General features: G+C 63.6%; 25 protein-coding genes and 1 pseudogene. 15 read left to right on the top strand and 11 right to left on the bottom strand.

The features are described 5' to 3' along the window. The first annotated feature begins 43 nt into the window (after positions 1-43). The 3 genes from LPJGGPFB_RS18290 (at position 44) to LPJGGPFB_RS18280 (ending at position 1,445) form a co-directional block, all read left to right on the top strand. Positions 44-205: a hypothetical protein gene (locus LPJGGPFB_RS18290; RefSeq protein WP_173421374.1), complete on the top strand. Its 162-nt coding sequence runs from the start codon at positions 44-46 to the stop codon at positions 203-205. A 120-nt stretch (positions 206-325) separates the two neighbouring features. Next, positions 326-742 carry a hemerythrin domain-containing protein gene (locus LPJGGPFB_RS18285; RefSeq protein WP_173421373.1) on the top strand — a complete coding sequence of 139 codons (417 nt, stop codon included), beginning with the start codon at positions 326-328 and terminating at the stop codon, positions 740-742. A gap of 10 nt (positions 743-752) precedes the next feature. Beyond that, entirely contained in the window at positions 753-1,445 is a 693-nt protein-coding gene (locus LPJGGPFB_RS18280) for an NnrU family protein (protein WP_173421372.1), read from the top strand. Here LPJGGPFB_RS18280 and LPJGGPFB_RS18275 read toward each other — a convergent pair. Then, a complete protein-coding gene (locus LPJGGPFB_RS18275) occupies positions 1,394-2,020 on the bottom strand; it encodes a UbiX family flavin prenyltransferase (protein WP_173421371.1) in 627 nt (208 codons plus the stop codon). The genes LPJGGPFB_RS18280 and LPJGGPFB_RS18275 overlap by 52 nt on opposite strands. After that, positions 2,017-3,528 (bottom strand): UbiD family decarboxylase, encoded by a 1,512-nt coding sequence (locus LPJGGPFB_RS18270; RefSeq protein ID WP_173421370.1) that lies wholly within the window; start codon positions 3,526-3,528, stop codon positions 2,017-2,019. Before LPJGGPFB_RS18270 ends, LPJGGPFB_RS18275 begins: the two co-directional genes overlap by 4 nt. Positions 3,529-3,641: 113 nt before the next feature. On the opposite strand from LPJGGPFB_RS18270, the gene ubiT reads away from it, so the two are divergent. The 4 genes from ubiT to LPJGGPFB_RS18250 are packed head-to-tail and all read left to right on the top strand — an operon-like array spanning position 3,642 to position 6,448. Beyond that, the gene (gene ubiT, locus LPJGGPFB_RS18265) at positions 3,642-4,148 is read left to right on the top strand and encodes a ubiquinone anaerobic biosynthesis accessory factor UbiT (protein ID WP_173422221.1); all 507 of its coding nucleotides are present in this window, start codon (positions 3,642-3,644) and stop codon (positions 4,146-4,148) included. Further along, complete coding sequence (gene ubiU / locus LPJGGPFB_RS18260) at positions 4,139-5,116, top strand: ubiquinone anaerobic biosynthesis protein UbiU (RefSeq protein WP_173421369.1); 978 nt, start codon at positions 4,139-4,141, stop codon at positions 5,114-5,116. The genes ubiT and ubiU overlap by 10 nt, the downstream gene beginning before the upstream one ends. Positions 5,117-5,120: 4 nt before the next feature. Further along, a complete protein-coding gene (gene ubiV / locus LPJGGPFB_RS18255) occupies positions 5,121-6,071 on the top strand; it encodes a ubiquinone anaerobic biosynthesis protein UbiV (RefSeq protein WP_173421368.1) in 951 nt (316 codons plus the stop codon). Continuing rightward, a complete protein-coding gene (locus tag LPJGGPFB_RS18250; protein WP_173421367.1) occupies positions 6,056-6,448 on the top strand; it encodes a hypothetical protein in 393 nt (130 codons plus the stop codon). The genes ubiV and LPJGGPFB_RS18250 overlap by 16 nt, the downstream gene beginning before the upstream one ends. A gap of 257 nt (positions 6,449-6,705) precedes the next feature. Here the strand turns inward: LPJGGPFB_RS18250 and LPJGGPFB_RS18245 are convergent, their stop codons facing one another. Next, positions 6,706-6,894, bottom strand: a complete 189-nt coding sequence (locus tag LPJGGPFB_RS18245; RefSeq protein WP_173421366.1) for a twin-arginine translocase TatA/TatE family subunit — start codon at positions 6,892-6,894, stop codon at positions 6,706-6,708. A 440-nt stretch (positions 6,895-7,334) separates the two neighbouring features. Here LPJGGPFB_RS18245 and LPJGGPFB_RS18240 point away from each other — a divergent pair, with 440 nt between their 5' ends. Beyond that, positions 7,335-8,315 (top strand): sugar-binding transcriptional regulator, encoded by a 981-nt coding sequence (locus LPJGGPFB_RS18240; RefSeq protein ID WP_173421365.1) that lies wholly within the window; start codon positions 7,335-7,337, stop codon positions 8,313-8,315. Between the two features lie 96 nt (positions 8,316-8,411). Here the strand turns inward: LPJGGPFB_RS18240 and LPJGGPFB_RS18235 are convergent, their stop codons facing one another. From LPJGGPFB_RS18235 to LPJGGPFB_RS18225, 3 genes are read right to left on the bottom strand one after another with little or no spacing between them, the layout of a single operon-like run. Then, entirely contained in the window at positions 8,412-9,455 is a 1,044-nt protein-coding gene (locus tag LPJGGPFB_RS18235; protein ID WP_112833332.1) for a substrate-binding domain-containing protein, read from the bottom strand. A gap of 52 nt (positions 9,456-9,507) precedes the next feature. Continuing rightward, complete coding sequence (locus LPJGGPFB_RS18230; RefSeq protein ID WP_173421364.1) at positions 9,508-10,575, bottom strand: ABC transporter permease; 1,068 nt, start codon at positions 10,573-10,575, stop codon at positions 9,508-9,510. Beyond that, positions 10,565-12,088, bottom strand: coding sequence for a sugar ABC transporter ATP-binding protein (locus LPJGGPFB_RS18225; RefSeq protein ID WP_173421363.1), 1,524 nt, complete (start codon positions 12,086-12,088; stop codon positions 10,565-10,567). Before LPJGGPFB_RS18225 ends, LPJGGPFB_RS18230 begins: the two co-directional genes overlap by 11 nt. A 145-nt stretch (positions 12,089-12,233) precedes the next feature. On the opposite strand from LPJGGPFB_RS18225, the gene mtnK reads away from it, so the two are divergent. Genes mtnK through LPJGGPFB_RS18200 form a run of 5 tightly spaced genes read left to right on the top strand, consistent with a single transcriptional unit; the run spans position 12,234 to position 17,657 of the window. Beyond that, the gene (gene mtnK, locus LPJGGPFB_RS18220; RefSeq protein WP_173421362.1) at positions 12,234-13,505 is read left to right on the top strand and encodes an S-methyl-5-thioribose kinase; all 1,272 of its coding nucleotides are present in this window, start codon (positions 12,234-12,236) and stop codon (positions 13,503-13,505) included. Then, positions 13,502-14,596 carry an S-methyl-5-thioribose-1-phosphate isomerase gene (mtnA, locus tag LPJGGPFB_RS18215; protein WP_173421361.1) on the top strand — a complete coding sequence of 365 codons (1,095 nt, stop codon included), beginning with the start codon at positions 13,502-13,504 and terminating at the stop codon, positions 14,594-14,596. The genes mtnK and mtnA overlap by 4 nt, the downstream gene beginning before the upstream one ends. Before the next feature lie 3 nt (positions 14,597-14,599). Continuing rightward, complete coding sequence (locus tag LPJGGPFB_RS18210) at positions 14,600-15,535, top strand: 1-deoxy-D-xylulose-5-phosphate synthase N-terminal domain-containing protein (RefSeq protein WP_173421360.1); 936 nt, start codon at positions 14,600-14,602, stop codon at positions 15,533-15,535. 2 nt (positions 15,536-15,537) lie between these two features. After that, complete coding sequence (locus LPJGGPFB_RS18205) at positions 15,538-16,539, top strand: transketolase family protein (RefSeq protein ID WP_173421359.1); 1,002 nt, start codon at positions 15,538-15,540, stop codon at positions 16,537-16,539. Then, a complete protein-coding gene (locus LPJGGPFB_RS18200) occupies positions 16,539-17,657 on the top strand; it encodes a RuBisCO large subunit C-terminal-like domain-containing protein (RefSeq protein ID WP_173421358.1) in 1,119 nt (372 codons plus the stop codon). Before LPJGGPFB_RS18205 ends, LPJGGPFB_RS18200 begins: the two co-directional genes overlap by 1 nt. Positions 17,658-17,794: 137 nt before the next feature. Here the strand turns inward: LPJGGPFB_RS18200 and LPJGGPFB_RS18195 are convergent. Together LPJGGPFB_RS18195 and LPJGGPFB_RS18185 are read right to left on the bottom strand one after the other, a co-directional pair. Then, a pseudogene (locus LPJGGPFB_RS18195) lies at positions 17,795-19,024 on the bottom strand (MFS transporter). Positions 19,025-19,519: 495 nt separating this feature from the next. Beyond that, positions 19,520-19,705 carry a hypothetical protein gene (locus LPJGGPFB_RS18185; RefSeq protein ID WP_173421355.1) on the bottom strand — a complete coding sequence of 62 codons (186 nt, stop codon included), beginning with the start codon at positions 19,703-19,705 and terminating at the stop codon, positions 19,520-19,522. Between the two features lie 355 nt (positions 19,706-20,060). Here LPJGGPFB_RS18185 and LPJGGPFB_RS18180 point away from each other — a divergent pair, with 355 nt between their 5' ends. After that, complete coding sequence (locus LPJGGPFB_RS18180) at positions 20,061-20,798, top strand: IclR family transcriptional regulator (RefSeq protein ID WP_173421354.1); 738 nt, start codon at positions 20,061-20,063, stop codon at positions 20,796-20,798. Positions 20,799-20,973: 175 nt separating this feature from the next. After that, entirely contained in the window at positions 20,974-21,822 is an 849-nt protein-coding gene (locus LPJGGPFB_RS18175; RefSeq protein ID WP_173421353.1) for an HpcH/HpaI aldolase/citrate lyase family protein, read from the top strand. Positions 21,823-21,899: 77 nt separating this feature from the next. On the opposite strand, the gene LPJGGPFB_RS18170 is transcribed toward LPJGGPFB_RS18175, so the two are convergent. From LPJGGPFB_RS18170 to LPJGGPFB_RS18160, 3 genes are all read right to left on the bottom strand, one after another. Then, positions 21,900-22,331: a GlcG/HbpS family heme-binding protein gene (locus tag LPJGGPFB_RS18170; RefSeq protein WP_173421352.1), complete on the bottom strand. Its 432-nt coding sequence runs from the start codon at positions 22,329-22,331 to the stop codon at positions 21,900-21,902. Positions 22,332-22,704: 373 nt separating this feature from the next. Continuing rightward, on the bottom strand, positions 22,705-23,550 hold the full coding sequence (locus LPJGGPFB_RS18165; RefSeq protein ID WP_234902930.1) for an ABC transporter ATP-binding protein: 846 nt from the start codon (positions 23,548-23,550) through the stop codon (positions 22,705-22,707). After that, the gene (locus LPJGGPFB_RS18160) at positions 23,547-24,311 is read right to left on the bottom strand and encodes an ABC transporter permease (RefSeq protein ID WP_112811892.1); all 765 of its coding nucleotides are present in this window, start codon (positions 24,309-24,311) and stop codon (positions 23,547-23,549) included. The genes LPJGGPFB_RS18165 and LPJGGPFB_RS18160 overlap by 4 nt, the downstream gene beginning before the upstream one ends. Positions 24,312-24,363 lie beyond the last annotated feature (52 nt).

The following is a 24,363-nucleotide window of genomic DNA, read 5'->3' as shown; positions in this document are numbered from 1 at the left end:
CCAACCGGACTGATAGCAGCAGGAGCAATCCAGGAGTTTTCCGATGACAGACGCACAAATCGGCCTTTCCGTCGCAACCCCGATCATTGTCGGGTTCGCCATCCTTCTCTACCGCATGGGCGTTCTGCAGCGCGCCGCGACCCTGTCGGCCGTGCTGTTCTCCATCGCGATCGCCGTCGTGCTGTTTCTCGACCCTTCGCAGTAACTGCATCACGCCGCGGCGTTCTTCCGCGGGACGTCATCCACTTTGCGAAATGTCAAAGATCGCCCTATCGATTGCGCCTAGAGGATTGGGGGATGACAAATCTCGATCACGGAGCGGCCGATGCCTGGACAAGATGCCCTGGAGGAAGGCTATCAAAGCCTCCTCGAATTGTGCGATCGCCTTGAGGCCGTTGCCGACTCCCTGCCGCGCCGCATCGATACGGCGAGCTGCCGCGAGGTTGCGGACAAGCTACCCTCGACACTGCTGATCGTACACAGGCTGGAGGAAGAAATCCTGTTTCCAGCGATCGCGGCTGTGCGATGCCAGGACGACGGACAAAGGCTGATCGAACGCCTGCGCGACGAGCACCGGCATGATGGGCAATCGGCCGAGCAAGTTGCCCGCGTCCTCAATGAACTGCTTCATGGCCGCAGTCCGCACAGCTGGGAGGCGATCGGCTACATGCTGCGCGCCTTTTTCGAAACCGTCCGGCGCCATGTCGCGACCGAACGGTTGCTTCTCGCGCAGAGGGTTTGAGGTCCGGTCGATGTACAATTTCCTTCTGGCATTCACAGTTTTCCTTGCCCTTCACATGGTGCCGGCATTGCCGAGGTTGCGTCAGCGGCTCATCACGTTGCTGGGGCGGCGAACCTATTTCAGCCTCTATTCGCTACTGTCGATCGTCGCGCTGATCTGGGTTTTTCAGGCAGCGCTCGCGCTTGATTTCATCCCGCTCTGGGAGCCGGCCCAGTGGCAGGCCTGGACGACATTCATTCTCGCGCCATGCGGCGTCTTCCTCGTCCTCGCCGGCCTGTTCAGCGAAAACCCGCTGTCGATCTCCATTTTTCAGGGCAACGAACGGAAAGGCGCAATCGTCAGCGTGACGCGCCATCCGGTCCTCTGGGGCTTCCTGCTTTGGGCCGTCGGCCATGTCATCGCCAATGGCGACCTGCGCTCCCTGGTGCTCTTCGGTGGCTTCGCGCTGTTTGCGCTCGGTGGGTTCTTCATGGTGGAAAAGCGTGTGCGGCGGCGCCTCGGGGATACCTGGCCGGCGGCCCGGCAAGGTACCTCGGTTTTTCCCTTCGCCGCGATCCTGAAAGGCCAAGCGCGCCTGCGAGCCGATTCGGTGATGATCCTGTCGGCCTTCGCGACCGCTGCGGTTACCTTCTGGCTGCTGGCGGGCGGCCACTACGCGATGTTCGGCGCAGATCCGTTGTTGCAGGCATTGCCTTTCGGCTGAACTTCCCCCTGCCAGGCGACGGCAAGAGGCGCGATCGGCAATGCGAGAAGATCGATCGCCCTTGCGGCGAGATGATCGACGATCGCCTCGACGCTATCAGGCCGATGATAGAAGGCCGGGACCGGCGGCATGACGATCGCGCCCATCTCCGTCACCGCGCACATGTTGCGCAGGTGCCCGAGATGAAGCGGCGTTTCGCGCGCCATCAGCACGAGACGGCGACGCTCCTTGAGGTGCACGTCGGCGGCGCGCACGATGAGATTGTCGGCAAGCCCATTGGTGATCGCCGCAAGCGTGCGCATCGAACACGGCGCGACGATCATGCCGGCGGTCGGAAACGATCCGCTGGCGATCGCAGCGCCGATATCGCCGTGGTCATAGGTCCGGTCCGCCTTCTCCAAGAGCCGCAACAGTGCATGTCCGCCAACCTCATGGGCGAGCGTTCGATGCGCCGATGGCGACAGCACCAGATGCAGTTCCACTTCTTCGATCCGCGCAAGCCGCTCGGCAATGCGCAACGGAATGGCGGCACCCGATGCACCGGTGATCCCCAAGACAATACGGTGCCGGCTCATGATGTTTTCCTTTCAAGCCCGAGTTCGGCCCAGATAGCATCGACCTGGCGCACGACGTCGGGCGTCATATCGAGGACACGCCCCCATTCGCGATCGGTCTCCGAACCGATCTTCGTCGTTGCATCGAGCCCGAGTTTGCCGCCGAGGCCGGTGCGTGGCGACGCAAAGTCGAGATAGTCGATCGGCGTGTCGGCAACGACGGTGACATCGCGGCTGGCATCAAAGCGCGTCGCCAATGCCCACATCACATCTGGCCAGTGGCGGACATTGATATCCGGGTCGACGGCGATGATCAGCTTGGTGTAGCTGAACTGCGGCAGCATCGACCAGAGCCCCATCATCAGGCGCTTCGCCTGTCCGGGGTAACGCTTGTCGATCGCGACCACCATGGCGCGATAGGAACACGCTTCCGGCGGCAACCAGAGATCGGTGATCTCCGGGAACTGCTTCTTGGCAAGCGGAACAAACAGCGTGTTCATCGCCTCTCCCAGCCGCGAAGGCTCGTCCGGCGGCCGACCGGTATAGGTGGAGAGATAATAGGGTTTGTGGCGGGTGGTGATGGCGGAAAGCGTCATGACCGGAAACGGCTCGACCGAATTGTAGTAGCCGGTGTGGTCGCCATAGGGCCCTTCGTCGGCGGTCTCGGTTGCCGACACCGTTCCTTCCAGCACGATCTCGGCCTGTGCCGGAACGGCCAGCGGCACCGAGGTTGCGGCCACGAGCTGCGTTCGGCTCCGGCGCAAGAGGCCCGCGAAGTTGAGCTCGCTCATCCCCTCCGGCAGCGGCATGACCGAGGCAAGGATCGTTGCCGGATCGGCACCGATCGCCACCGCGACCGGCATATCGCGCCCCTGGCGCTGCCACAGACGGTGGTGCCGCGCACCGCCGCGATGGGCAAGCCAGCGCAGGATCACCCTGTTACGGCCGAGCACCTGCATGCGATAGATGCCGACATTGACATCGAGCGGGTCGTCCGGCGCGCGGGTGATGACGAGCGGCCAGGTGATCAACGGCGCCGGCTCGCCCGGCCAGCACCATTGGATCGGCAGGCGGCCGAGGTCGATATCCGCGCCGCGCCAGACGACGTCCTGGCACGGTGCGGCTGTCACATGCTTCGGACGCAGGAACAGAGCCGAGCGCAGTAGCGGCAGCCGATCCCAGGCATCGCGCAGAGACGCTGGTGCGCGGGGATCGCGCAGGTCCGCGAGATCGCGCGCAAGGCTGGCCAGTCCGCCGTCGCCCAGACCGAATCCGCGCTCGATCCGGCGTTCGGTGCCGAAGATATTGGCGAGCAGCGGGATGTCGTGGACCCGCCCGGAGGCATCGACGGGTCGCTCGAAGAGAAGCGCAGGGCCGTGATCGGCCAGAATGCGCCGATGGATTTCGGTGATCTCATGGACCAGGGATACGGGGCGAGAGATGCGTTTCAGCTCTCCCTCACGCTCCAGCGCACAGGCAAAATCCTGAAGCGATGCAAATCCCCTGGCTGGACGGAAGCTCTTGTTCATTCCGCCTCTTAGGGGCGGCTAATGCCCGATGTCTTTGACGTGGGACAAACAGCGGCGGCGACACGGCGACTAGCATGCCGCCATTCTTTGCTCCGTTTTCATGCAGGCAGCCCATGACCCTACCCTTTGCGATGACCGCACCGTTGCGGTTCGCGCCGCTTCCTCTCATCGAACACGCCACGCGGCTCGTCTTTGCCCAGGTCGTTCGGCAGCACCCTGATCTTTTCGACCGGCTCGGGGAGCACGCCGACAAACGCTATGCCTTCGTCCCCACGGACCTTCCACTGGGCTTTCTGATAGAGCCGGCGGCTCGACGCATTTCCGTTCACCGCAAGCCGCACCTGCCGGCCGCCGACGCCTGCATGGGCGGCACCTTCGTACTGCTCCTGGCGCTGCTCGAGGGTCAGCTCGATGGCGATGCCGTATTCTTCTCCAGAAGCCTGACGATAACGGGCGACATGGAGGCCATGTTGGCGCTGCGCAACGCGCTCGACGACTGCAATATCGACCTGCCGGCGGATATCGCCCGCATGAGCGGCCCGTTCGCGCCCCTGGTTCGGCGCGCGGCCAGCGAAATCAGGACACGCGCATTGTCGGGGGAGGCCGCGAGATGGAACTGATCTGTCCGGCAGGCACGCCGGCCGCCTTTCGCGAGGCCGTGGATGCCGGCGCCGATGCCGTCTATTGCGGCTTTCGCGACGAGACCAATGCCCGCAACTTTCCCGGCCTGAATTTTTCCCGCGACGAGCTGAAGACGGCGATTGCCTATGCCCGCCGACACAAGGTGATGACCTTCGTCGCCATCAACACCTTCATGCGCGCTGGACAGGAAAAGCTCTGGCATGACGCCGTCGATGATGCCGTGCGCCTTGGCGCCGATGCCCTGATCCTCGCCGACTTCGGCCTGATGGCCTACACCGCCGAGCGCCATCCGCAGCAACGGCTGCACGTCTCGGTGCAGGCGTCCGCCTCCAATGCCGATGCGGTCAAATTCCTGGTCGAAACCTTCGGTGCGAAGCGTGTCGTGCTTCCGCGCATCCTCACCATTCCCGATATCGCCCGCCTTGCGCGCCAGATCAGCTGCGAAATCGAGGTCTTCGTTTTCGGCGGGCTTTGCGTGATGGCGGAGGGACGCTGCTCGCTGTCATCCTACGCCACCGGCAAATCGCCCAACATGAACGGCGTCTGCTCGCCGGCAAGCCATGTGCGCTACCGCGAGGACGGTAGCGAACTCGTGTCGGAACTCGGTGACTACACGATCAATCGGTTTCCCGCCGGCGAGGCCGCCGGTTACCCCACGCTCTGCAAGGGCCGTTTCGACATAGCCGAGGAGCGGGGATATGCCTTCGAGGATCCGGTTTCGCTCGACGTCATGGACCATATCGATGCCTTGCGCGATGCCGGCGTCGGAGCACTGAAGATCGAGGGGCGCCAGCGCGGCAAGGCCTATGTCGCCGAGGTCGTTTCCGTCATGCGCCGCGCTGTCGCTGCCGATGCAACTGAGAGACCCGCCTTGCTGTCGCGCCTCAGGCGGCTCAGCGAAGGACAGAAGACGACGTCGGGCGCCTATGAAAAGCGGTGGAGATAACGACATGCCTGCTACACCCCACCTCTCGCTCAGTCTCGGACCCTTGCTTTACCTTTGGGACGGACCCAAGTGGCGTGACTTCTATTTCCGCATTGCCGACGAAGCCCCGGTCGACCACGTCACCCTCGGTGAAGCGGTCTGCTCCAAGCGCCTGCATTTCATCGAGCCGCATGTCGCCGAAGTCATCGAACGCCTGGAGGCCGCCGGCAAGAAAGTCAGCCTTGCTTCGCTGGCACTCGTCACCCTGGAGCGCGAGAGCCAACTCGTGCGCGGCCTGGTGCGCGACAGCATCCACCCGATCGAGGCCAATGATCTGTCTGCGCTCGGGTTGCTTGCCGGCAAACCGCATTCGATCGGCCCTCTGATCAATGTCTATAATGGAGCCACCGCCCGCTTGCTGGCGTCGCGCGGCGCGACCAGCATTTGCCTGCCACCGGAGTTGCCGATGGCGTCGGTCAGCGAGATCGTTCGTGATGCGCCTGACGTCGCGTTCGAAATCTTCGGCTTTGGCCGCGTGCCGTTGGCAATCTCGGCGCGTTGCGCTCACGCCCGTTCCAAGGGCCTGGTGAAGGACAATTGCCAGTTCATCTGCGGCGACGACAGCGATGGGCTCATTGTCGAGACGCTTGATCGCCAGCCGTTCCTCGTCCTCAACGGGGTCCAGACCATGTCCCACACATGCCAAAGCCTGTTGCAGGAACTTCCGGCACTGACTGCCGCCGGCATCAGCCGGATCCGGCTATCGCCGCAGGACTGCGACATGGTGACGGTCGCCCGCATCTATGAATCCGTCGCCGCCGGGCTGATGTCTGCGGCCGAAGGCCTTGCGCGTCTGGTGGCCGCCTATCCCGGCGTGCCGTTGTCAAACGGGTTTCACTATGGCCAGACCGGCGCATCGTGGATCGAAGCACCTGCCGGCGCGCGCCATGGAGGTGAAAGATGGCAGATGCGTTGACCCTTCCAGTTCGCGAGCCGACTGACGATGCCGATCCCGCTGACATCGTCGCCGGTATCCGTCGTCTGATTGCAGGCGCGACTCTCGATTGCGCCTGCCGGGCGGAAATCGATCAGTTGCTCCTCCAGTTCGAGCGGTTGGCCGCCGGCCGGTACCGGCGCCGCCGGCTGGACCGCGCCAGGTATCAACGCCGGCGCATTGCCGCCATCGCGGAACTGCTTTGCGAACTCGATGAAGTTGACGATGAGGAGGTGGATGGCAGCCTGCTGGCCGAAGCGCAATTGCTGTTCGAAGACATTGCCGAAGCCGCACGCACCGGCGCTGTCATCCTCGCAGGCGCACAACAGGTGGACCGCAATACCGAGGCCAGCGCATGACGACTGAGCGAGGCACCAAGGGCAACCTGCCCGAGCTGGAATTGGCGAACGATCCCGGCGTCGAAAATGCTACGTCCCTTTCCTTGCTGACGGATGGCCGGCTTCGCCATCGCCGGCACCTTTCTTGGCAACGTGCCGAGCACACCCTTTCTTCACCTGGTAACGGGCCGGTTCGTTCGCGCCTCGCCGGAACTTGAGCGTCAGCTGACGGCCGACGGCACCGGGCGGCTCGCCGTGATCCACCCGGTGCGGGTCGATCACGCCTCACGCTGGCTACTGTCGATCTCTCCTTCCGGCGGCGCGGCGGCATCATCCTTGAGGCCGTGCTTGAAATTGCGAATGCCCTTGGCGACATCCCCCATCAGCTCCGGAATCTTGCCCCGTCCGAACAGGACCAACACCACCGCAAGCACGATCAACCAATGCCAGATACTCAAAGACCCCATGTCTGTACTTCCTTGAAACTTTTCCGATGCGGCCGGGCGGCGACTGCTCGCCGGCTGCAACACAGGATTAGCGCGCGTTCGGCGGCATATCCTTGTCAGGCGACAAACAGACGGCAGCGTTCCTCGATTTTCGAGCCATGATCCGGCACGGCGCTGCCTGCTTGCAATTCATGTGCACCGGGCGCAGGAATCACCGATGATACCGATGGCCCGGGGGCCATTCACCTGCAGCGGCTCGATCCGCGCCGACCGGTGCCTGCATGGCAGCAACCGACAGCGCGCCACGGACTTCCGTCGGGCGCCGTGGCACACAGATCAGGCGAAATCGGTTGGCCCTGCGGTTGGGCAAACATTGCCCGTTTCGGCCGGGGCCGAGCAACGATTTGACTTATGTCATGAGCGGTGAATAATGTCAGGGAATGACAGCATGAAGGATCCCCATGCCTATCCGCAACACCGACCAGATCATGCACAAGGCCGCATGGCTCTACTACAGCCATGGGCTACGGCAGGATGAAGTCGCGCAGAAACTGGGCATATCACGTGCCTCTGTTGCCACCTATCTCAGGCGGGCACGCGAGACCGGTATCGTCAATATCAGCACATCGACGGAGCTTTTTACCGACGATGTGCTGGCGCGCGAACTGGAGGACGCAACCGGCGTGACGACCGCCTGGATCGTGCCGGAGGATCGACAGGCCATGGACCCGACGGCGGAGATGCCGGTGCTGGCCGCATCCGTCTTCCTCGAGCTGATCAACAAGGGCGACCGCGTCGGCGTCGCCTGGGGACGCACGGTTTACCACATCGCCGACGTGATGCCTTTCGCCGATCTGCGCGGCGTCACGGTGGTGCAGCTCTGCGGCAACCTCGGAGCGCCCTATTCCTATCGGCCTGATCAGTGCACGACGGAGATCGCGCGCCGGCTCAATGCCGAAGGCATCAATTTCTACGCGCCGCTGGTCCTGTCATCCGAACGGCTGGCCGAGGAGCTTCGCGGCGAACCGGTGATCCGCGAGCAGCTGTCGACGATCGCCGACTGCCATCTGGCGCTCTATTCCGTCGGCGGCATCGAAGACGACAGCCATCTCGTCAAATGCGGCGCGCTCAGCGCCGATGAAATGCACCGCATGGGCGAAGAAGGGGCCGTCGGCGTCATCGCCGGGCAGCTGATCGACGGTGACGGCCAATGGGTGAACTGCGCCCACAATCGACGCTGCATCTCCGCCGATCTCGGATCGATCCGCGCCATCGAGAAGCGCATGCTGGTCGTCCAGGAAGACAGCAAGTTCGAGCCGTTGATGGCCGCGCTGAAGGGCGGCTTCGCCTCGCATCTCGTCGTTACCACATCGATGGCGCGCCGAGTGATCGACCGCTGGCGGCGCGACGGCCTCGGCCGGGTCCAAGCAGCAACCGCCTAGGTCGCTCTTGGAACACGGCCCGACGCGCAAGGTCGGCAACATGCAAACGGGGCAGCCTTTCGACCGCCCCGCTTTCTTTCAAATTGACAGTACGGATCAGGGCTTCGGCATCCATGCCGGCATGGCAACATCCGCATGAGCGAACTGCGGCAGCTTGGTGCCGAGTTCTTCCATGTTCTTGATGTCCTGATCGTTCAGGTCCTTCTGGGTGATCAGCGTCGGAGGCACAATGACGCTACGGCCCGGATCCTCGCCGGCAAGCAGCATGGCAAGCGTTCTGACCGAAACCTGTCCGACCACGGCCGGGTTGGTGGCGGCCGTTGCCGCCCAGGCGGAATCCGGCTCGCGCATCGCGGCGATATCCGAGGTCGAGATGTCGGCGGAATAGATCTTCACGCTCTGCGACAGACCGGCTTCGTCGACCGCGATCTTCACGCCCTTGGCGAACTCGTCATAGGGCGCAAACATCACGGTGATATCAGGGTTGGCGGAGATGACCGAGCGCGCCTGGTTGGCAACCGAGTTGGCGATCGGGTTGTCCATCGTGCCGAACTGCGAGATCTCGTTGATACCCGAATACTTCGCCTTGAATTCCTTCCAGGTCTCGTCGCGGCGGTCGAGCGGCGCGATGCCAGCGACATAGACGTAGCCGGCCTTGAAGCTGTCGCCGTTGTCCTTGATCGCCTGCTCTAGGGCAAGGCGGGCAAGGTCTCGGTCGGACTGTTCGACCTGCGGGATCTTCTCGTTCTCGACGTTGACGTCGAAAGCGACGACCTTGATGCCGGCATCGACGGCGCGCTGGGCGGCTTCCTTCATCGATTCCGTCAGGCCGTGCTGGATGATGATCCCCTGCACGCCGAGCGCGATCGCCTGGTCGACCATGTCGGCCTGAAGCGCTGCGTCCTGGCGGCTGTCGAGAACCTGAAGCTGGACGCCGAGTGCCTTTGCCTGCGCCTCCACGCCGGCAAGGTAGGACTGGAAGAAGTCGCCGGTCGACAGATAGCGCACGAGCGCGATCTTGACGTCGCCTGGCTTGTCGAAGGGCTTCGGCATGTCGGCGGCAAAGGAAGCGGTGGCGAAGGCCACGGTTCCTGCAAGGCCAAGCGCCAGCTTGCCCATTGCTCTGCGTGTAAAGTTCATTTCAGTCTCCTCCACTGGTGAACGTTTGTTTTCCGCCTCCGGGGCTTTCCCGTCAGCGTTTGCCTCTTTTCGAGAGCGCAAAGGTGAAGATCAGGGCGATGACGAGAACGGCGCCCTTGATGAAGTCCTGGGTGTAGTAAGGCGCATTCATCATCGTCAGGCCCTGGAGCAGGATGCCGACAAAGAGCGCGCCGATCGCCGTACCGAACGCATTCGGCTTGGCAGCTCCGAGCACGGCAAAGCCGATCAGGGCGGCTGCGACCGCGTCGAGCAACAGGTTGTTGCCCGAGGCGATGTCGCCGCGGCCGAGACGGGCGGCGAGCAGAATGCCGCCGATCGAGGCGAAGACTCCCGAAATGACATAGGCCGAGATCTTGTAGGCATTGACCGGGGCGCCCGCCAGCCCGGCGGCGCGCTCGTTGGAGCCGACCGCATACATCATCCGCCCGAAGCGGGTGTATTCGAGGAAGAACCAGATCACGACGGCCAGCACGATCAGCACCACCACCGAGACCGGCACGAGGTTCGGCAGGATCAGATCGAAGCGATGGCGCCCGAGCGCCAGGAAGGCCGGGCTGAACGTGCCTGTCGCAACAGAGCCGTCGGGAAGCGTCATGCCGGCGGCGATCGAGCGCCCCTCGGTCGGGATGCGCTGCAGGCCGAGCAGCAGGAACATCATGCCGAGCGTCGCCAGAAGATCCGGCACGCGCATATAGACGATGATGATGCCGTTGATCAGGCCGACGAGAACGCCGATCGCCAGGCAGACGAGTGTCGCCGTCAGCGCGTCGCCGCCCATCACCACCATCACATAGGATGACGCCATCATCGACGTGGTCGCGACCGAGCCGATCGACAGGTCGAAACCGCCGACGACGAGCGTGGCCGTGACGCCGAGCGCCAGGATACCGGTGATCGATACGGATTGCAGGATGAAGACCGCGCTCTGCGGCGAGGAAAAGCCGTTGGTCACCAGCGAGAAATAGATGACCAGCCCCGCCAGCAGAACAAGGAAGCCGTACTTGATCGCGAGGTCGCGCAGGCTGAACGCGGCACTTGCCGGCGAAGCCGGTAGCACTGAAGCGGCAGGCGCCGTGGGTTTTATCTGTTCACTGCTCATGAGGCTGTCCCTGCTGATGATGTTGACCGGCGATCTCCTGGAGGAGCCGCTCGACGTCGACCGAGGCGTTGCGATGCTCGCCGACTACAGTGTGTTCCGACATCACGAGAATGCGGTCGGCGATCTCGAAGGCTTCGTCGAGTTCGGTCAGGAAAACGATGGTGGCGCGGCCCGAGGCCGAGGCGCGCAGCTTGGCGCCGATGTCGCGGCGCGCGGCAATGTCGACGCCCTGGAAGGGCTCGTCGAGGATCAGCAGGCGCGAAGGCTCGGAGAGCCAGCGCCCGACCATCACCTTCTGCTGATTGCCGCCGGAAAGGGTCTGCATCTCGTCGCGCTCGCTGCGGCAGACGACGCCAAGTGCCGCGATCTGCGCCCGCGATTTCGCCCGTTCGGCCGACCTGCTCGATATGCCGAAACGCGACAGCCGCTTAAGGAACGGCAGGCTGATGTTCTCGTAGATATTGAAGTCCGGAACGATGCCGCTGTCGGCCCGATCCTTGGCGACCAGAAACACGCCCTTGGCAATCGCCTGACCGGTCGATTGTGGATGGTAGGCCGCGCCGTCAAGCGTCATCAGCCCTGCCACGGGCGAACGCGCGCCGAAAAGCGTCTCGGCCAGCGCCGTCTTGCCGACACCGACAAGCCCGGTCACGGCGACGATTTCGCCATCGCCAAGCGCCAGGTCGAACGGACGGGACGTCTGCGTCAGCCGCAGGCTCTTCACCGAAAAGACTGCACCGGAACCGTCGCGCACGGTCACGGCACCTGCCGAAACCTTTTGCCCGAGCATTGCGTTGACAGCGCCTTCGTAATCCAGATCCGCCCCTTCGAAACGGCCGGTTATGCGCCCGTCGCGCAGCGTGACGATGCTGTCGGCGAGCCTGCGGATGTCGGACATCCGGTGGGAAATATAGAGGATGGCGACGCCGCGGGCTTTTAGCCGGTCGAGAAGCTCGAACAGCCGATCGGCCTCGGCACTCGACAGCGACGAGGTCGGCTCGTCGAGGATCAGCACCTGCGGTTCATGCGCCATGGCGCGGGCAATCGCCACCATCTGTCGGTCGGCAAGCGTCAGGTCGTTGATATCGGCGGAAAGATCGATCGCGAGGCCCATGCGGGCCGCAACGACGGCTGCCTCACGCCGGACACGGCGCGGGTTGAAAAACAGGCGTGCACCGCGACCGTTCAGCCGGTCGAGCGTGAGATTGGTCGCCACATCGAGATCGGCGACGACGCCGTCATTGATGTTCTGGTGAACCGTCACCACGCCGGCCCGGATCGCCTCGGCCGGCGTTGCCGGGGCAAATGGAATATCGCTGAGCCGCATATCCCCGGCATCGCTGACGTAGACGCCACTGAGGATGCGCACCAGTGTCGACTTTCCAGCGCCGTTGGCGCCCATCAGCACCGTGACGGCACCCTTGCGCAATTCGAGATCGACGCCCTTCAGGACCGGTATCGGCCCGAAGGATTTGCGCACGCCCTCGATGCGAAACACTGCTTGTTCGCTCATGCTCTCCTCCCAATGAAGGCAGGTTAGGATGGCTATCCATCAAATGTCAAGGCTGTTGACATTTGACAGAATGGCGACTTACCTATGACCCAAGACAGCATGACGAGGAGCGGTGAAGGCCGGTCATGTCGATAGGGAGGACCATATGGACAAGCACGTGTTCGAGGCGCTCAGCGCCGAAACGCTGCCATTGAGACTGAGCGATAACACGGCCCTTTGCGACAGGATCGGCGCGGACCATCTTCGCTGGCAGGTCAAGGAGGTCGGCGATGGCAACCTCAACCTCGTCTTCATCGTCACGGGCGAGAAGGGGGCTGCGATCGTCAAGCAGGCGCTCCCCTATGTCCGGCTTGTCGGCGAACGCTGGCCCCTGCCCTTGAAGCGCTCGTTCTTCGAATACCACGCCCTCATTCGCCAGGCTGCCCGCGATCCGGGCATGGTGCCGGAAATCCTGTTCTTCGACGCCGAGCAGGCGATGATCATCATGGAATACCTGACACCGCACGTGATCCTGCGGCGCGCTCTGATTGCGGGGCGCATGTTGCCGAAGATCGGCCGCGATCTCGGGCTTTTCGCGGCCCGCACGCTTTTCCGCGGCTCGGATCTTTCGATGCCGACACGCGACAAGAAGGCCGATCTCGCCCTCTTCGCCGATAATGTCGAACTCTGCGACATCACCGAAAACCTTGTTTTCTCCGATCCTTACTTCGAAGCGGAGATGAACCGGCACACGAGCCCGCACCTCGACAGCCTGGTCGAGGAACTGCGCCGCGACCGTGACCTGAAGGTGGAAGCCCAGCGGCTGAAACACATCTTCTCCGCCAAGGCCGAAACCCTATGCCACGGCGACCTGCACACCGGTTCGGTCATGGTCACCGACGACGAGACGCGTGTCATCGACCCGGAATTCGCCTTCTACGGCCCGATCAGCTTCGATGTCGGTATGCTGCTTGCGAATTTCTGGATGAGCTACTTCTCGCAGGAAGGCCACGAGACCGTCGCCGGCGAACGCGACCGGATGCGCACCTACCTGCTGGATACCACGGAGACGATCTGGGAAACCTTCTGCGACGAGTTTTCGGCTCTGTGGCGGAGCGAGCGCAAGGGCATCCTCTACCAGGCAAGCCTTTTCGAAGACCGCGACGATCCGTTCGGCTCGGAACAGGCGCTGACCATCGTTCTCGATGAGATCTACCGCGAGATGCTCGGCTTTGCCGGCGTCGAGATCCTCAGACGCATCCTCGGCCTTGCCCACAATGCCGATTTCGAAACCATCGACGACCTCAACCGCCGCGCCGAATGCGAAAGCAAGGCACTGAAGCTCGGTCGTCATCTCGCCGTCAACCGGGATCGCATTGCGAGCCTCAGGGACATTCGCGCCACCGCGCAACGGCTTCAGCAGGAGACACTTTCGTGAAAGTCGGAGAAAAGCACTACCATACGATCTGGCTCAACGCCGACGGCCGCTCGGTCGACATCATCGACCAGCGCTGGCTGCCGCACGAATTCCGGATCGTCACGCTGAAGACAGTCGCAGACGTGGCGGTCGCCATCCGCGACATGTGGGTGCGCGGCGCGCCGCTGATCGGCGTCACCGCCGCCTACGGAGTCGCGATTGCCATGGCGCACGACCCGTCCGACCGGCATCTCGATGCGGTCTGGGAGGAGCTCAACGAGACCCGACCGACCGCGATCAACCTTCGCTGGGCGCTCGAGGCCATGCGCCAGTTCCTGCGGCCGCTGTCGGTCGACGACCGCGCCGAGGCCGCCTACCGGCGCGCCGGCGAAATCGCCGAGGAGGACGTGCAGCTCAACCGGGCGATCGGGGCGAACGGCCTCAAGATCATCCGCGAGATCGCGGCGACGAAGAAGCCCGGCGAGCCGGTCAACATCCTGACCCATTGCAACGCCGGGTGGCTTGCGACCGTCGACTATGGAACGGCGACGGCACCGATCTATATGGCGACCGAAGCGGGTATTCCCGTGCATGTCTATGTGGACGAAACCCGGCCGCGCAACCAGGGCGCTCAGCTGACCGCCTGGGAGCTCAACGGCCATGGCGTGCCGCACACGCTGATCGTCGACAATGCCGGCGGCCACCTGATGCAGCACGGCGCCGTCGACATGGTGATCGTCGGCACCGACCGCACGACGGCCAACGGCGATGTCTGCAACAAGATCGGCACCTACCTGAAGGCGCTCGCCGCCAGCGACAACGATGTTCCCTTCTATGTCGCGCTCCCGTCGCCAACCATCGACTGGACGGTCAAGGACGGCGTCAAGGAGATCCCGATCGAGGAACGCACCGGCGACGAGGTAAGCTTCGTGCAAGGGCGTGGCCCCGATGGCGCGATCATCTCGGTGCGCGTCTCACCCGAAGGCAGCCCCTCGGCAAACCCGGCCTTCGACGTGACGCCTGCGCGCCTCATCACCGGCCTCATCACCGAACGCGGCGTCGCCACGGCGTCGCCGCAGGGCCTCAAAGCGCTGTTTCCGGAAAGGAGCTGACCGGTGAGCCTGACAAACCAGAAGACCACCGAGGAGATCGCACTCGGCATTCGCCGCCGCGTCTTCTTCCACACGATGAAGAACAATGGCGGCTATCTGAGCCAGGCCTGCTCGGCCGCCGAAAGCCTCGCTCTGCTCTATAACGAGTTCCTCAAGCTCGGCGAACCGACCCTGCCGAAGGTGCCGCTGCCGTTTCGCGGCGTGCCCTCCGCCGATAACCCCGACGCCTTTACCGGCGCCGGCTACCACGGCCCGTCGGCCCCGGAATATGATCGCTTCATCATCTCGCCGGCGCATTATGCGCTGGTGATCTACTGCGCGCTGATCGAGGTCGGGCGCATGGATGAGCATGCGCTCGACCATTTCAACAAGGACGGAAGCTCCGTCGAGATGATCGGCGCCGAGCACAGCCCGGGCATGGAAGTCACGACAGGCTCGCTGGCGCAGGGCCTTTCCATGGCTGCGGGCGTTGCCTTTGCTCGCAAGAGGCGCAACGAGCCGGGCAAGGTCTGGGTCTACATGTCCGACGGGGAATTTCAGGAGGGCCAGACCTGGGAGTGCCTGGCGGCAATGGCCCACCATGGCATCGACAACATCCGCGTCATCGTCGACGTCAACCGTCAGCAATGCGATGGTGCCATGTCGTCGGTTCTCGATCTCGGCGATCTTGCCAGCCGCGTTGCAGCCTTCGGCGCCACCTGCCGCTCGATCGACGGCCACGACCTTCAGGCCATGCGCAACGCTGCGGACAGCGCCGAGCCGGGCAAGCCGCTGGTCATTCTCGCCAACACGTCGCCGTTCCAGGGAATGAACTTCCTCAAGAAGCGCTTCCCGCGCCTTCACTACGTGCGCTTCAAGAGCGCCGAAGAGCGGCTCGAGATGCAGGCGGCACTCGCCGCCGAACTGGGCGTCAGCCCGAACGAAATGGAAGGGGCCTGACCATGGTCGAAATCGTCAATCGCCCTTACGCGAAGGCATTCGAGGCTTTCGCGACAGCACGCCCGGATGTGCTTTGCCTCTCCGCCGACCTCACTTCTTCTTGTGAGGTCGATGGTTTCCGCGACCGGCACCCGGAGCAGTTCCTGTCGTTGGGCATGGCCGAGCAGAACATGCTCTCCTTTGCCGGCGGGCTTGCCATGCAGGGCTATCGGCCCTTCATCCACACCTTCTCGGTGTTCCTCTACCGGCGCCCCTATGACCAGCTGATCAATTCGATCGCCTATTCCAACCGCAAGGTGCGGCTGATGGGCTTCCTGCCTGGCATCACCACGCCCGGCGGCATCACCCACCAGGCGATCGAGGACATCGCCGTGCTGCGCGCCGTGCCGAACATGACGATCCTGGAAACCGGCGATGCGACCGAGGTCGAAACGGTACTCGAGGTTGCCGATGCGATCGACGGACCGGTTTATGTGCGCATCCTTCGCGGCGAAGTCCCTCGGCTTTTCTCAACGCCGTTTGCGTTCAACACGCTGCGTACCCTGTCGGAAGGCGACGACATCCTCGTCGTCAGCTCCGGCGTCTGCACCGAGGAAGCCTTGCGCGCCACAAAACCGATCGAGGCGCGCGGCATCGGGCTTCATCACCTGCACGCCTCGACGCTAAAGCCGTTTGACCGCGAAGGGCTGCTCAAGGCCGCGCGCGGCAAGAAGGGCATCGTCACGCTCGAAAACCACACGATCGTCGGCGGCCTCGGGTCGATTGTTGCCGAGATCGTGGCCGAAGAGGGCCTTGGCGTTCGCCTCAAGCGTCTCGGCCTGAAGGACACGTTTGCGCATGGCGCCTCGAAGCCTTACCTCATGAAGAAGTATGGCCTCGACGCCGGCGCGCTGGTGGCCGCGATCGAGGAGCTGACCGGCAGGTCGCTCGAAATCGGCGAAGATGAACTGACCGAGGTTCGCCTCGATCACGTCCACTCTGCGCAGAAGGCGGAGGCGCTCTGATGGCTCCGCGGTTCACCGTCAGCTACTACATCAGGGCGGCCGACGAGGCGGAGGCGCGAACGCGGGCGCTTGATATCGCCCTGGAACAAACGGTCGAAATCCCTCGGGATGTCGTGCCCAAAGGCTATGTCGAGGACGAAATCCTCGGCAAGCTCGAGGCGCTGGCAAAAGATCCGGACGGTCGGCCCGGCTATCTCGCCGAGATCTCCTACAGCGAGGACGATGTCGGCGGCGACTTCCTGCAGTTCCTCAACATTGTCTTCGGCAACAGCTCGATCAAGCCGGGCCTGAAGGTCGAGAACATCGGCCTGTCCGCGGGCATCCTTGCGCTTTGCCCCGGCCCGAAGCATGGAATTGCCGGCTTGCGGCAAAGGGCCGGCATCGGCGCGCAGCCGCTGTTGATGTCGGCGATCAAGCCGGTCGGCCTGTCTTCGGCCGAGCTTGCCCGCCGCGCGCATGATTTCGCGCTCGGCGGCATGCATTTCGTCAAGGACGACCACGGGCTGGTGGACCAGCGGACGTCGCCCTTCGCCGAACGGCTGGCCGCCTGCGTCAATGCCGTCGGCGAAGCCAATGCCAAGAGCGGCGGGCGGGCGAGTTTCGTGCCGAACATCACCGCGTCGGCAAAAGACCTGTTCGAGCGCGCGATGATGGCGCAGGAGGCCGGCGCCGGTGGGGTGATGATTTCCCCGGCCCTTGCCGGCTACGATGTGATCCACACGCTAGCCTCCGATCCGGCCTTCACTCTGCCGATCGTTTCGCATCCTGCGTTCTCAGGTGCCAACGTCGTTTCGCCCGATACTGGCTTTTCGCACAGATGCTTCTACGGCGCCTTGCAGCGCCTGATGGGGGCCGACGCAGCGATCTATCCGAATTTCGGCGGGCGCTTTGGCTTCACCCGCGAGGAATGCCAGTCGATCGCCAAGGCCTGCGCCACCGACATGGGTGGCCCGAAGGCGATCGTGCCTGCCCCCGGCGGCGGCATGAACCTCGGCCGCGTGCCGGAGATGCGCGACGCTTACGGAAACGATGTGATGTATCTGATCGGCGGCGCATTGCTGCAGGATACGGACATCGTTTCGGCCAGCCGCAGGATCGTCGAAGCGGTCGCGCGCTAGGCGTCCAGCGGTCCGGCAATAAGATAACCTCCCCGGGTGCTGCCGAGCGCGATGGTGCGCTCGGCAGCCTTGACCACCGTCGCGGCCGCAACGCTGACAGCCTATTCACCGCAACGGGCACGGCGCTTTCCGCATGGCTACTCACCCGCCCTGGCGACGTCATCGCCGACGGGGAGCCTTGCCGCATTGCCGATCCGCCTGCGGTCAAGCTGCTTCAGACCCGGCAGAAAGACGGCGATCACCGTCGTGCCGGCGAGCGCTGCGGCGCAACCCAGGAGCAATGGCTGAGCGCCAAAAACCTCGACCGCTCCACCGGCCAGAATGATGGCCAGCGGGATCGCCGAGAGCTCCAGCGCATCCGCAGCACCCAGCGCCCGCCCGCGCAGCTTGACCGGCACACGGCGAAGTGCTGCGGTCGCGACGATCGGCCCGATCGGTCCCGTCGCGAAACCGGCCACAGCGCCGGCGGCGATCAGCAGCGAAACCGGAGGCGCCAAGGCCAGCACGAGAATGGCGAGCGCCTCGACGGCGCAGCCGAAGATAAGGATGCCACGCCCGGAGAGCCGATGGCCCCAGGCCGCATAGGCAAGCGTGCCCAAAATGGCGCCGCCGCCGCTTGCCGACAGGAACAGGCCGAGGCTCATGGCGCTTTGCCCGGTCGCCTTGAAAAAGGCCGGCATGACGACGGCCTCCATCGCGCCGAAGATGATGCCGAACAACGTGCCCAGCATGATCAGGCTGCGCAGCAGCGGATCGCGCAACAGGAAGCGAACGGCTTCCCATGCGCCAGCCAGGCCGATGGCGACCTGTTCGGCGCCAACCGATTTGCGCCGCGTCGGCAGGGAGATAACGTCGAGGATCGCCGCGGCGAGTGAACATCCAGCGGTCAGCCACAAGGTGTCTTCGACGCCAACAAGCGCGATCATCACGCCGGCAAGCGCCGGCCCGACGAGCACGCCGGCATTCTAGATCAGCTCATCCACGGCCTTGACCCGCTCCAGCCGGAACCCCGCAAGACGCGCCAGTTCGGGGTGGCGGCTTTCGGCGGCGATCGATGCCGGGCCGTCCATTGCAGCGCCGATGGCGATCAGAGCGACGAGCGTTCCGATCCCGAGCATATCGAGATGATAGAGAAGCGGCACCGCTGCGACCGCAAGCGCGCTCGTCAAATCACCTGTAAATGCGATCCAGCGCGGGCCGAAGCGATCGACAAGACCGCCGCCGAACAGCGAGCCGGCAATCACCGGCAAGACGCCTGCGGCGGCGGCAATGCCGGTCCACAGAGGGCTTCCGGTCAACGTCAGCACGAACCAAGGCAAGGCCACCATGGCGACGGCATTTCCGAGCGTCGAGAACGCGCCAGCCATGACGCTTCCCAAGACCGGCAACCGCCGTCGGATGCGAATGGAGTGGCGGCTCATGCGGATGCCATCGAGCGCAAACGGCAATGGGCGTGGCAGATGGAGTTGAGCATCGGATCGCAGTTGGTGTTGGAGGGTGGATGAGCGTGCGCGCTGCCTAGGGATCGGCCGGCTTTATTAATTAATCGACTACTTGATCTATTATTTACACGTGTTGCTTCTGCCGTCAAGCAGGACCCTGACCTCACACGAACAATGCGGTTCGCGTGGGCTCAGGGGCCAAATTGACGTGACTTCTGTCTGTCTTTGCACAAGACATGACCGATCTTCTGCGGAGGCCTTTCCGAGGCGGAGATGTGCCCGCCCGCTATGACGGCTCTGTTATCTCGGTGAACCCCGATTTGAGCGACGAGGACCGAATGATAGTGCTGGAAGCCGTCGGCTGTCGGACCATGGCGGCGCTGACGCCTGCGCCAGCGCAAATCGGCAGATGCCCGATCGTTAGTCGGTGTCACGATCGAACTGGTTGACGATGCGCATGTTCGCCGTCCTCTGGGCGTGGCGCACGTCGGCATCGCGCTTGCTTTTCAGCATCAGGTGGGCGGCACGCACAGCCGGAAGGGCCACCGGCTTGTAACCGGGAACGGGGATCGGGCGTGCTGCTTCAGTCAGTTTAGGCTTACGCATCTGTTCACTCCTCATTCGAACACTGGCCAGGTCATCGTCGCGGCTCGACAGGAATGGTCGAGGACCGGGCAGGAAGGGAGCGTGCCTGCCAATGGAGGCGAGTGTTTGATTGGCCGTTTCAAGATTTGTTGCGGACTGAAATCACGGCACGGCTCGATTGCACCGCCCGCCCCCGAAAGTCTTCCGTCGGGACGGAGCAGCCAAAGCGTGACTTTCGGCGGCCTTGCGGAAGGGAATGCCCAAGCCGAACGCGTGTTGACAAGGGCGGGCACGCCTCATAAATTCATCATTTAGTACATGTTCAATATATTGAACGAGAATGAATGCGATGAGCGGCCGAGGTGCGGAGAGAATTTTGGACCTGATCGAGTGGTTGGCATCGCGCAGCGATGCTGTCTCGCTCGTCGAGACCGTGCAAGCGCTCGCCCTGCCGAAAAGCAGCACGCTGCTGCTGCTGCGCACGTTGGTCGACGCCGGTTATGTCACCCGCCAGGCCGACGGGCGCTATCTGCTGATCCGGTTGCCCGGCGAGCCGTCGGAAACAAACAGCGGCTGGGGCACGATCCTGAGGGTCGCGGAACCGATCCTGCGCGAAACGGTGGCTGCAATCGAGGAAACCGGCTTCATCGCCGTGCTGACAGGTGACCGGCAGGTTCGCTATCTCAACAAGGTCCTCCCGATGCGGGAGATCCGCTATGACCGCGACATTGCAACCCAGCGTGTCGCCCATTACGTGGCAAGCGGGCTGATGCTGCTGTCCGGCCTCGCGGACGAGGATCTCGAAGCCTATCTCCGCCTCTCCGTCCCCGACGAGGACGACCCGGGAGCCATCGCCGCGCGCGTGAGCGCCGCGCGCCGGCAAGGCTATGTCGCCAATCTCCATGGCCGGGTCGAGGGAGCGGCGGGGGTCGCAGCGCCAATTCGCGACCCCGAGGGGCGTATCGTCGCCGTCGTCAACATGTCCGGCCCGCGCGAACGGATCGCCAACAACCTCAGTCGCGTCACCGAGGTGACGGTCGAGGCTGCACGCCGCGCAAGCGAGGCGCTCTCGCGGCGGATGTTCAAGAGCGAGAAATCGCCAGCGAGGAATTGATGTTCTATTCGACAAAAGCTTGCGTCGCCTTTGCCTGCCGCATAGGCGTGAATGTCGGTCTCGCCGAACCCCAGACGGGACCATCGCTTTCGCTTGGACAGAGCACCCGTGGCATGCTCCGCGCCGCCAATCTGTCGGCCGACGAAGGTACCGTGGCTATGGGAGGCCGGTCCAAATGAGGATGCGTTCGCTGCTTTATGTTCCCGGCAGTTCGCCCCGCTTTCTCGAAAGAGCCCACGAGCGTGGGGCCGACGCGATCATCGTCGATCTCGAAGATGCGGTGGCGGCGAACGAGAAGGACGCCGCGCGGGCTGCACTCGGTCGATCCGTAGCCATGGTTGGTCGGGGCGGCGCCCAGATCATCGTCCGGATCAACACCCACGACGTACCCGCCATGTTGGCCGATGCCGCTGCGGCCTGCGAGGCAGGCGCGCAAGCGCTTTACATTCCCAAGGTGTCTTCGCCCGATGTTCTCCATCGGCTCGACGCGCATCTGCGGCCGCTGGAAGAGGCTGCAAACCGACAGGCGATGCGGTTTGCTCCGCTGATCGAGGACCCCGCGGGCCTGCTGAACGCCGCGTCGATCGCCGCGGGGCCGCGGGTCTTCGCGCTTTCTGCCGGCAGCGAGGATCTGGCCACGTCGATGGGCGCCCAGCCGACGCCCGAGGTTCTGCGGGTGCCGAAGCTGATGATCCATTATGCCGCGAAGGCCGCCGGCGTTCTTTCCTTCGGGCTGTTGCGCAGCACCGCTGACTATGCCGACCGGCAGGCACTGGCCGCAGCCATTGCGGAAGCCAAAGACTTCGGCTTCGATGGCGCCACCTGCATTCACCCGAGTGTCGTGCCCCTCCTCAACGAAGGCTTTTCGCCTTCGCCAGAAGAAATCGAGCGTGCGAGGCGCCTGATCGACGCCGCCGACCAGGCCGATCAGGCCGGGATCGGCGCCTTTACCTTCGAGGGAAAATTCGTCGACCGGCCGATCGTCACCCGCGCCCGCGCCCTTCTCGCACGCGCCGCGGGTTGATCCCGTCACCAAGGCGACGGGTCAGCCGATGGCGGTGTCGATGCGATCAGGTCGCCAGGTTCAGATCGGTGGCGCGCCTATCCGGCATCCGCCACGAAGCCGACAGCCTCGATGCCGGCGACGGCGCAGGCTTCGTCATTGTCAGACGTATCACCGGTGATACCGACCGCACCGATCAGGTCGCCGGCCGCCGTGCGCACCAGAACGCCGCCGGGCACCGGCACGATGCGGCCGCCCGAGACGGCCGAAAGCCCTTGCACGAAATGCGGCCGCTCGATCGCCGTGTTGCTCAGCCAGCGCGACCCCATGCCGACGGCAAGCGCGCCATAGGCTTTGCCCGAAGCGATCTCGAAGCGAAGCATCGACGAGCCGTCCTGCTTCTGAAACGCGATGAGATGGCCACCGGCATCGAGGACAGCCACCGAAAGCGGTTTCATCCGGGCTTTTGCCGCAGCGCCGAAGGCGGCTTCGATGATCCCGTTGGCGAGATCGAGAGTGAGTTGGGGCATAAGAGTTCCAATCGCATTTTTGCCGGCGCATGCCGGCAGGAAGATTTCAATCGATGGCCGGGAGGCAGGTTGGAATCCTGAATGCCATCCGCCCGCTTCGTAAACCATCACGAACGCAACTCACCCGCCTCCTTGGAAAAAAATATCGTTCAGGGAGGCGGGTAAGATCGAGCCGCTGCTGCGCTTCCGTTTAGGCGAAACCGCAAAAGTGCCCTATCTCTTATTCACGCGTCGCCTACGCAGATGCGCTTCGCATCGACCTGCAAAGGTCAGCAGTGTCCCGCTTTCCGGTGCAATCACCGAAGACGGATAACATGCGACAAAATCGAAGTGCCAGCGCGTCCTTTGTGGGTACTTCCGAACGCACGGTTCTCTAGCTTGCAACGCCCATGACCTTGCCGAGATAGGCGACGTATTCGCCGAACTTTGGCATGGCACGCGTGGTGGCGGCGTTGCGCGGACGCGGCAGATCGATCGTCACTTCCTCGACGATCTTGCCCGGTCGATCGGCCATGACGAGGACCCGGTCGGAGAGGAAAACGGCTTCGGCAATGCTGTGGGTGATCAGCATCACCGTCTTGCGCGATTCCTGCCAGATACGCAGCAATTCGACATTGAGCTTGTCGCGCGTCAGCGCGTCGAGCGCACCGAAGGGTTCGTCCATCAGCAGGATCTGCGGATCGAGGACCAGCGCCTGGCCGATCGATGCGCGCTGGCGCATGCCGCCCGACAACTGATGCGGGTGGGCATCGGCAAATTTGGTCAGCGACAGCACATCGAGGATCTTGTCGACCGCCGCGTCACGCGCATCGGCCGGCATGTTGCGGATGCGCGCTCCAAGCTCGACGTTGCGGCGCACGGTCAGCCAGGGCAGCATGTTGTTGGTCTGGAAGACCACGCCGACGTCAGGGCGCGGTGCCCGCACTGCCTCACCCTTGATCGTTGCCGAGCCGCTCTCATAGGGGATCAGGCCGGCGACGATGCGCAGGAGCGTGCTCTTGCCGCAGCCGCTCGGTCCGAGCACCGACACGAACTCCTGGTTCTTGATGGTAAAATCGATGTCTTCCAGCGCCTTGAACGAGCCGAAGGTCTTGTTGAGGCCGCGTGCCTCGATGTGGTTGGCGGCAGCTTCCGCCGCCGGGTTCAAGGCCCTGCCTGATTGCGGCGCTTCGGCCGTGGCTGTCGACACCATCTTTTCCTCCCGAACTGAAATGTTCATACCTGAATTCCCCGCCACCAGACGGACTTGGCCGCAAATTCGATCAGCGCGTAGAGAGCCAGCGAGATCAGCGTGATCACGATGATGCAGCCGAAGACGAGGTCGGTGCGCGTCGATGCGGTTCCCAGCATGATCAGGTTGCCGAGGCCACGCTCGGAGCCGACGAGTTCGCCGATGATCGCGCCGATCATCGCTAGCGGCATCGCCACACGACATCCATCGATGAAGCTCGGCAGGGCGCTTGGCAGCCGGAGCGTCGTAAAGGTGCGCCAGGGGCCCGCATTCAGCGCGCGAAAATGTTCCTCGAGGTTCTTCGCCGTGCCGGCAAAGCCGCCGAGCGTCGCGACCACGATAGGGAAGAAGGCAAAGAGAAACGCCATCGCCACCTTGGAAATGAAGCCGTAGCCGAACCAGACGATCATCAGCGGCGCGAGCGCGCTTTTCGGCGTCGTCTGCAGGGCGGTGACAAGCGGATAGATGGTGCGCTGGGCAAAGGGCGAGACATAGACGACCATGCCGAGCATGACGCCGACGACGACGGCAGCGCCAAAACCGATCAGCACCTCGGCAAGCGTGTACATCGAGTTCTCAAAAATTTCGCTTCGCGCCTCCCAGACCGCGACGGCGATCGCCGAGATCGGCGGAAGAATGTAGCTTTTCACTTCAAAATATCGGACGCCATATTCCCAGAAGAGTAGAAAAGCACCGAAAAACAAGACGACTTGGCTATAGGCGGCAAGTCGCGAACTAACGCCTGGCATGAGAGCCTCCGAAGAGCGAGTTGGCATCCGTGGTGAGGCGCGCCGGTCGATG

Origin of the sequence: Ensifer adhaerens (assembly GCF_013283195.1) — a bacterium.
GTDB classification, from domain to species: Bacteria; Pseudomonadota; Alphaproteobacteria; order Rhizobiales; family Rhizobiaceae; genus Ensifer; species Ensifer adhaerens_G.
This window is presented reverse-complemented; position numbering and strand designations above follow the sequence as displayed.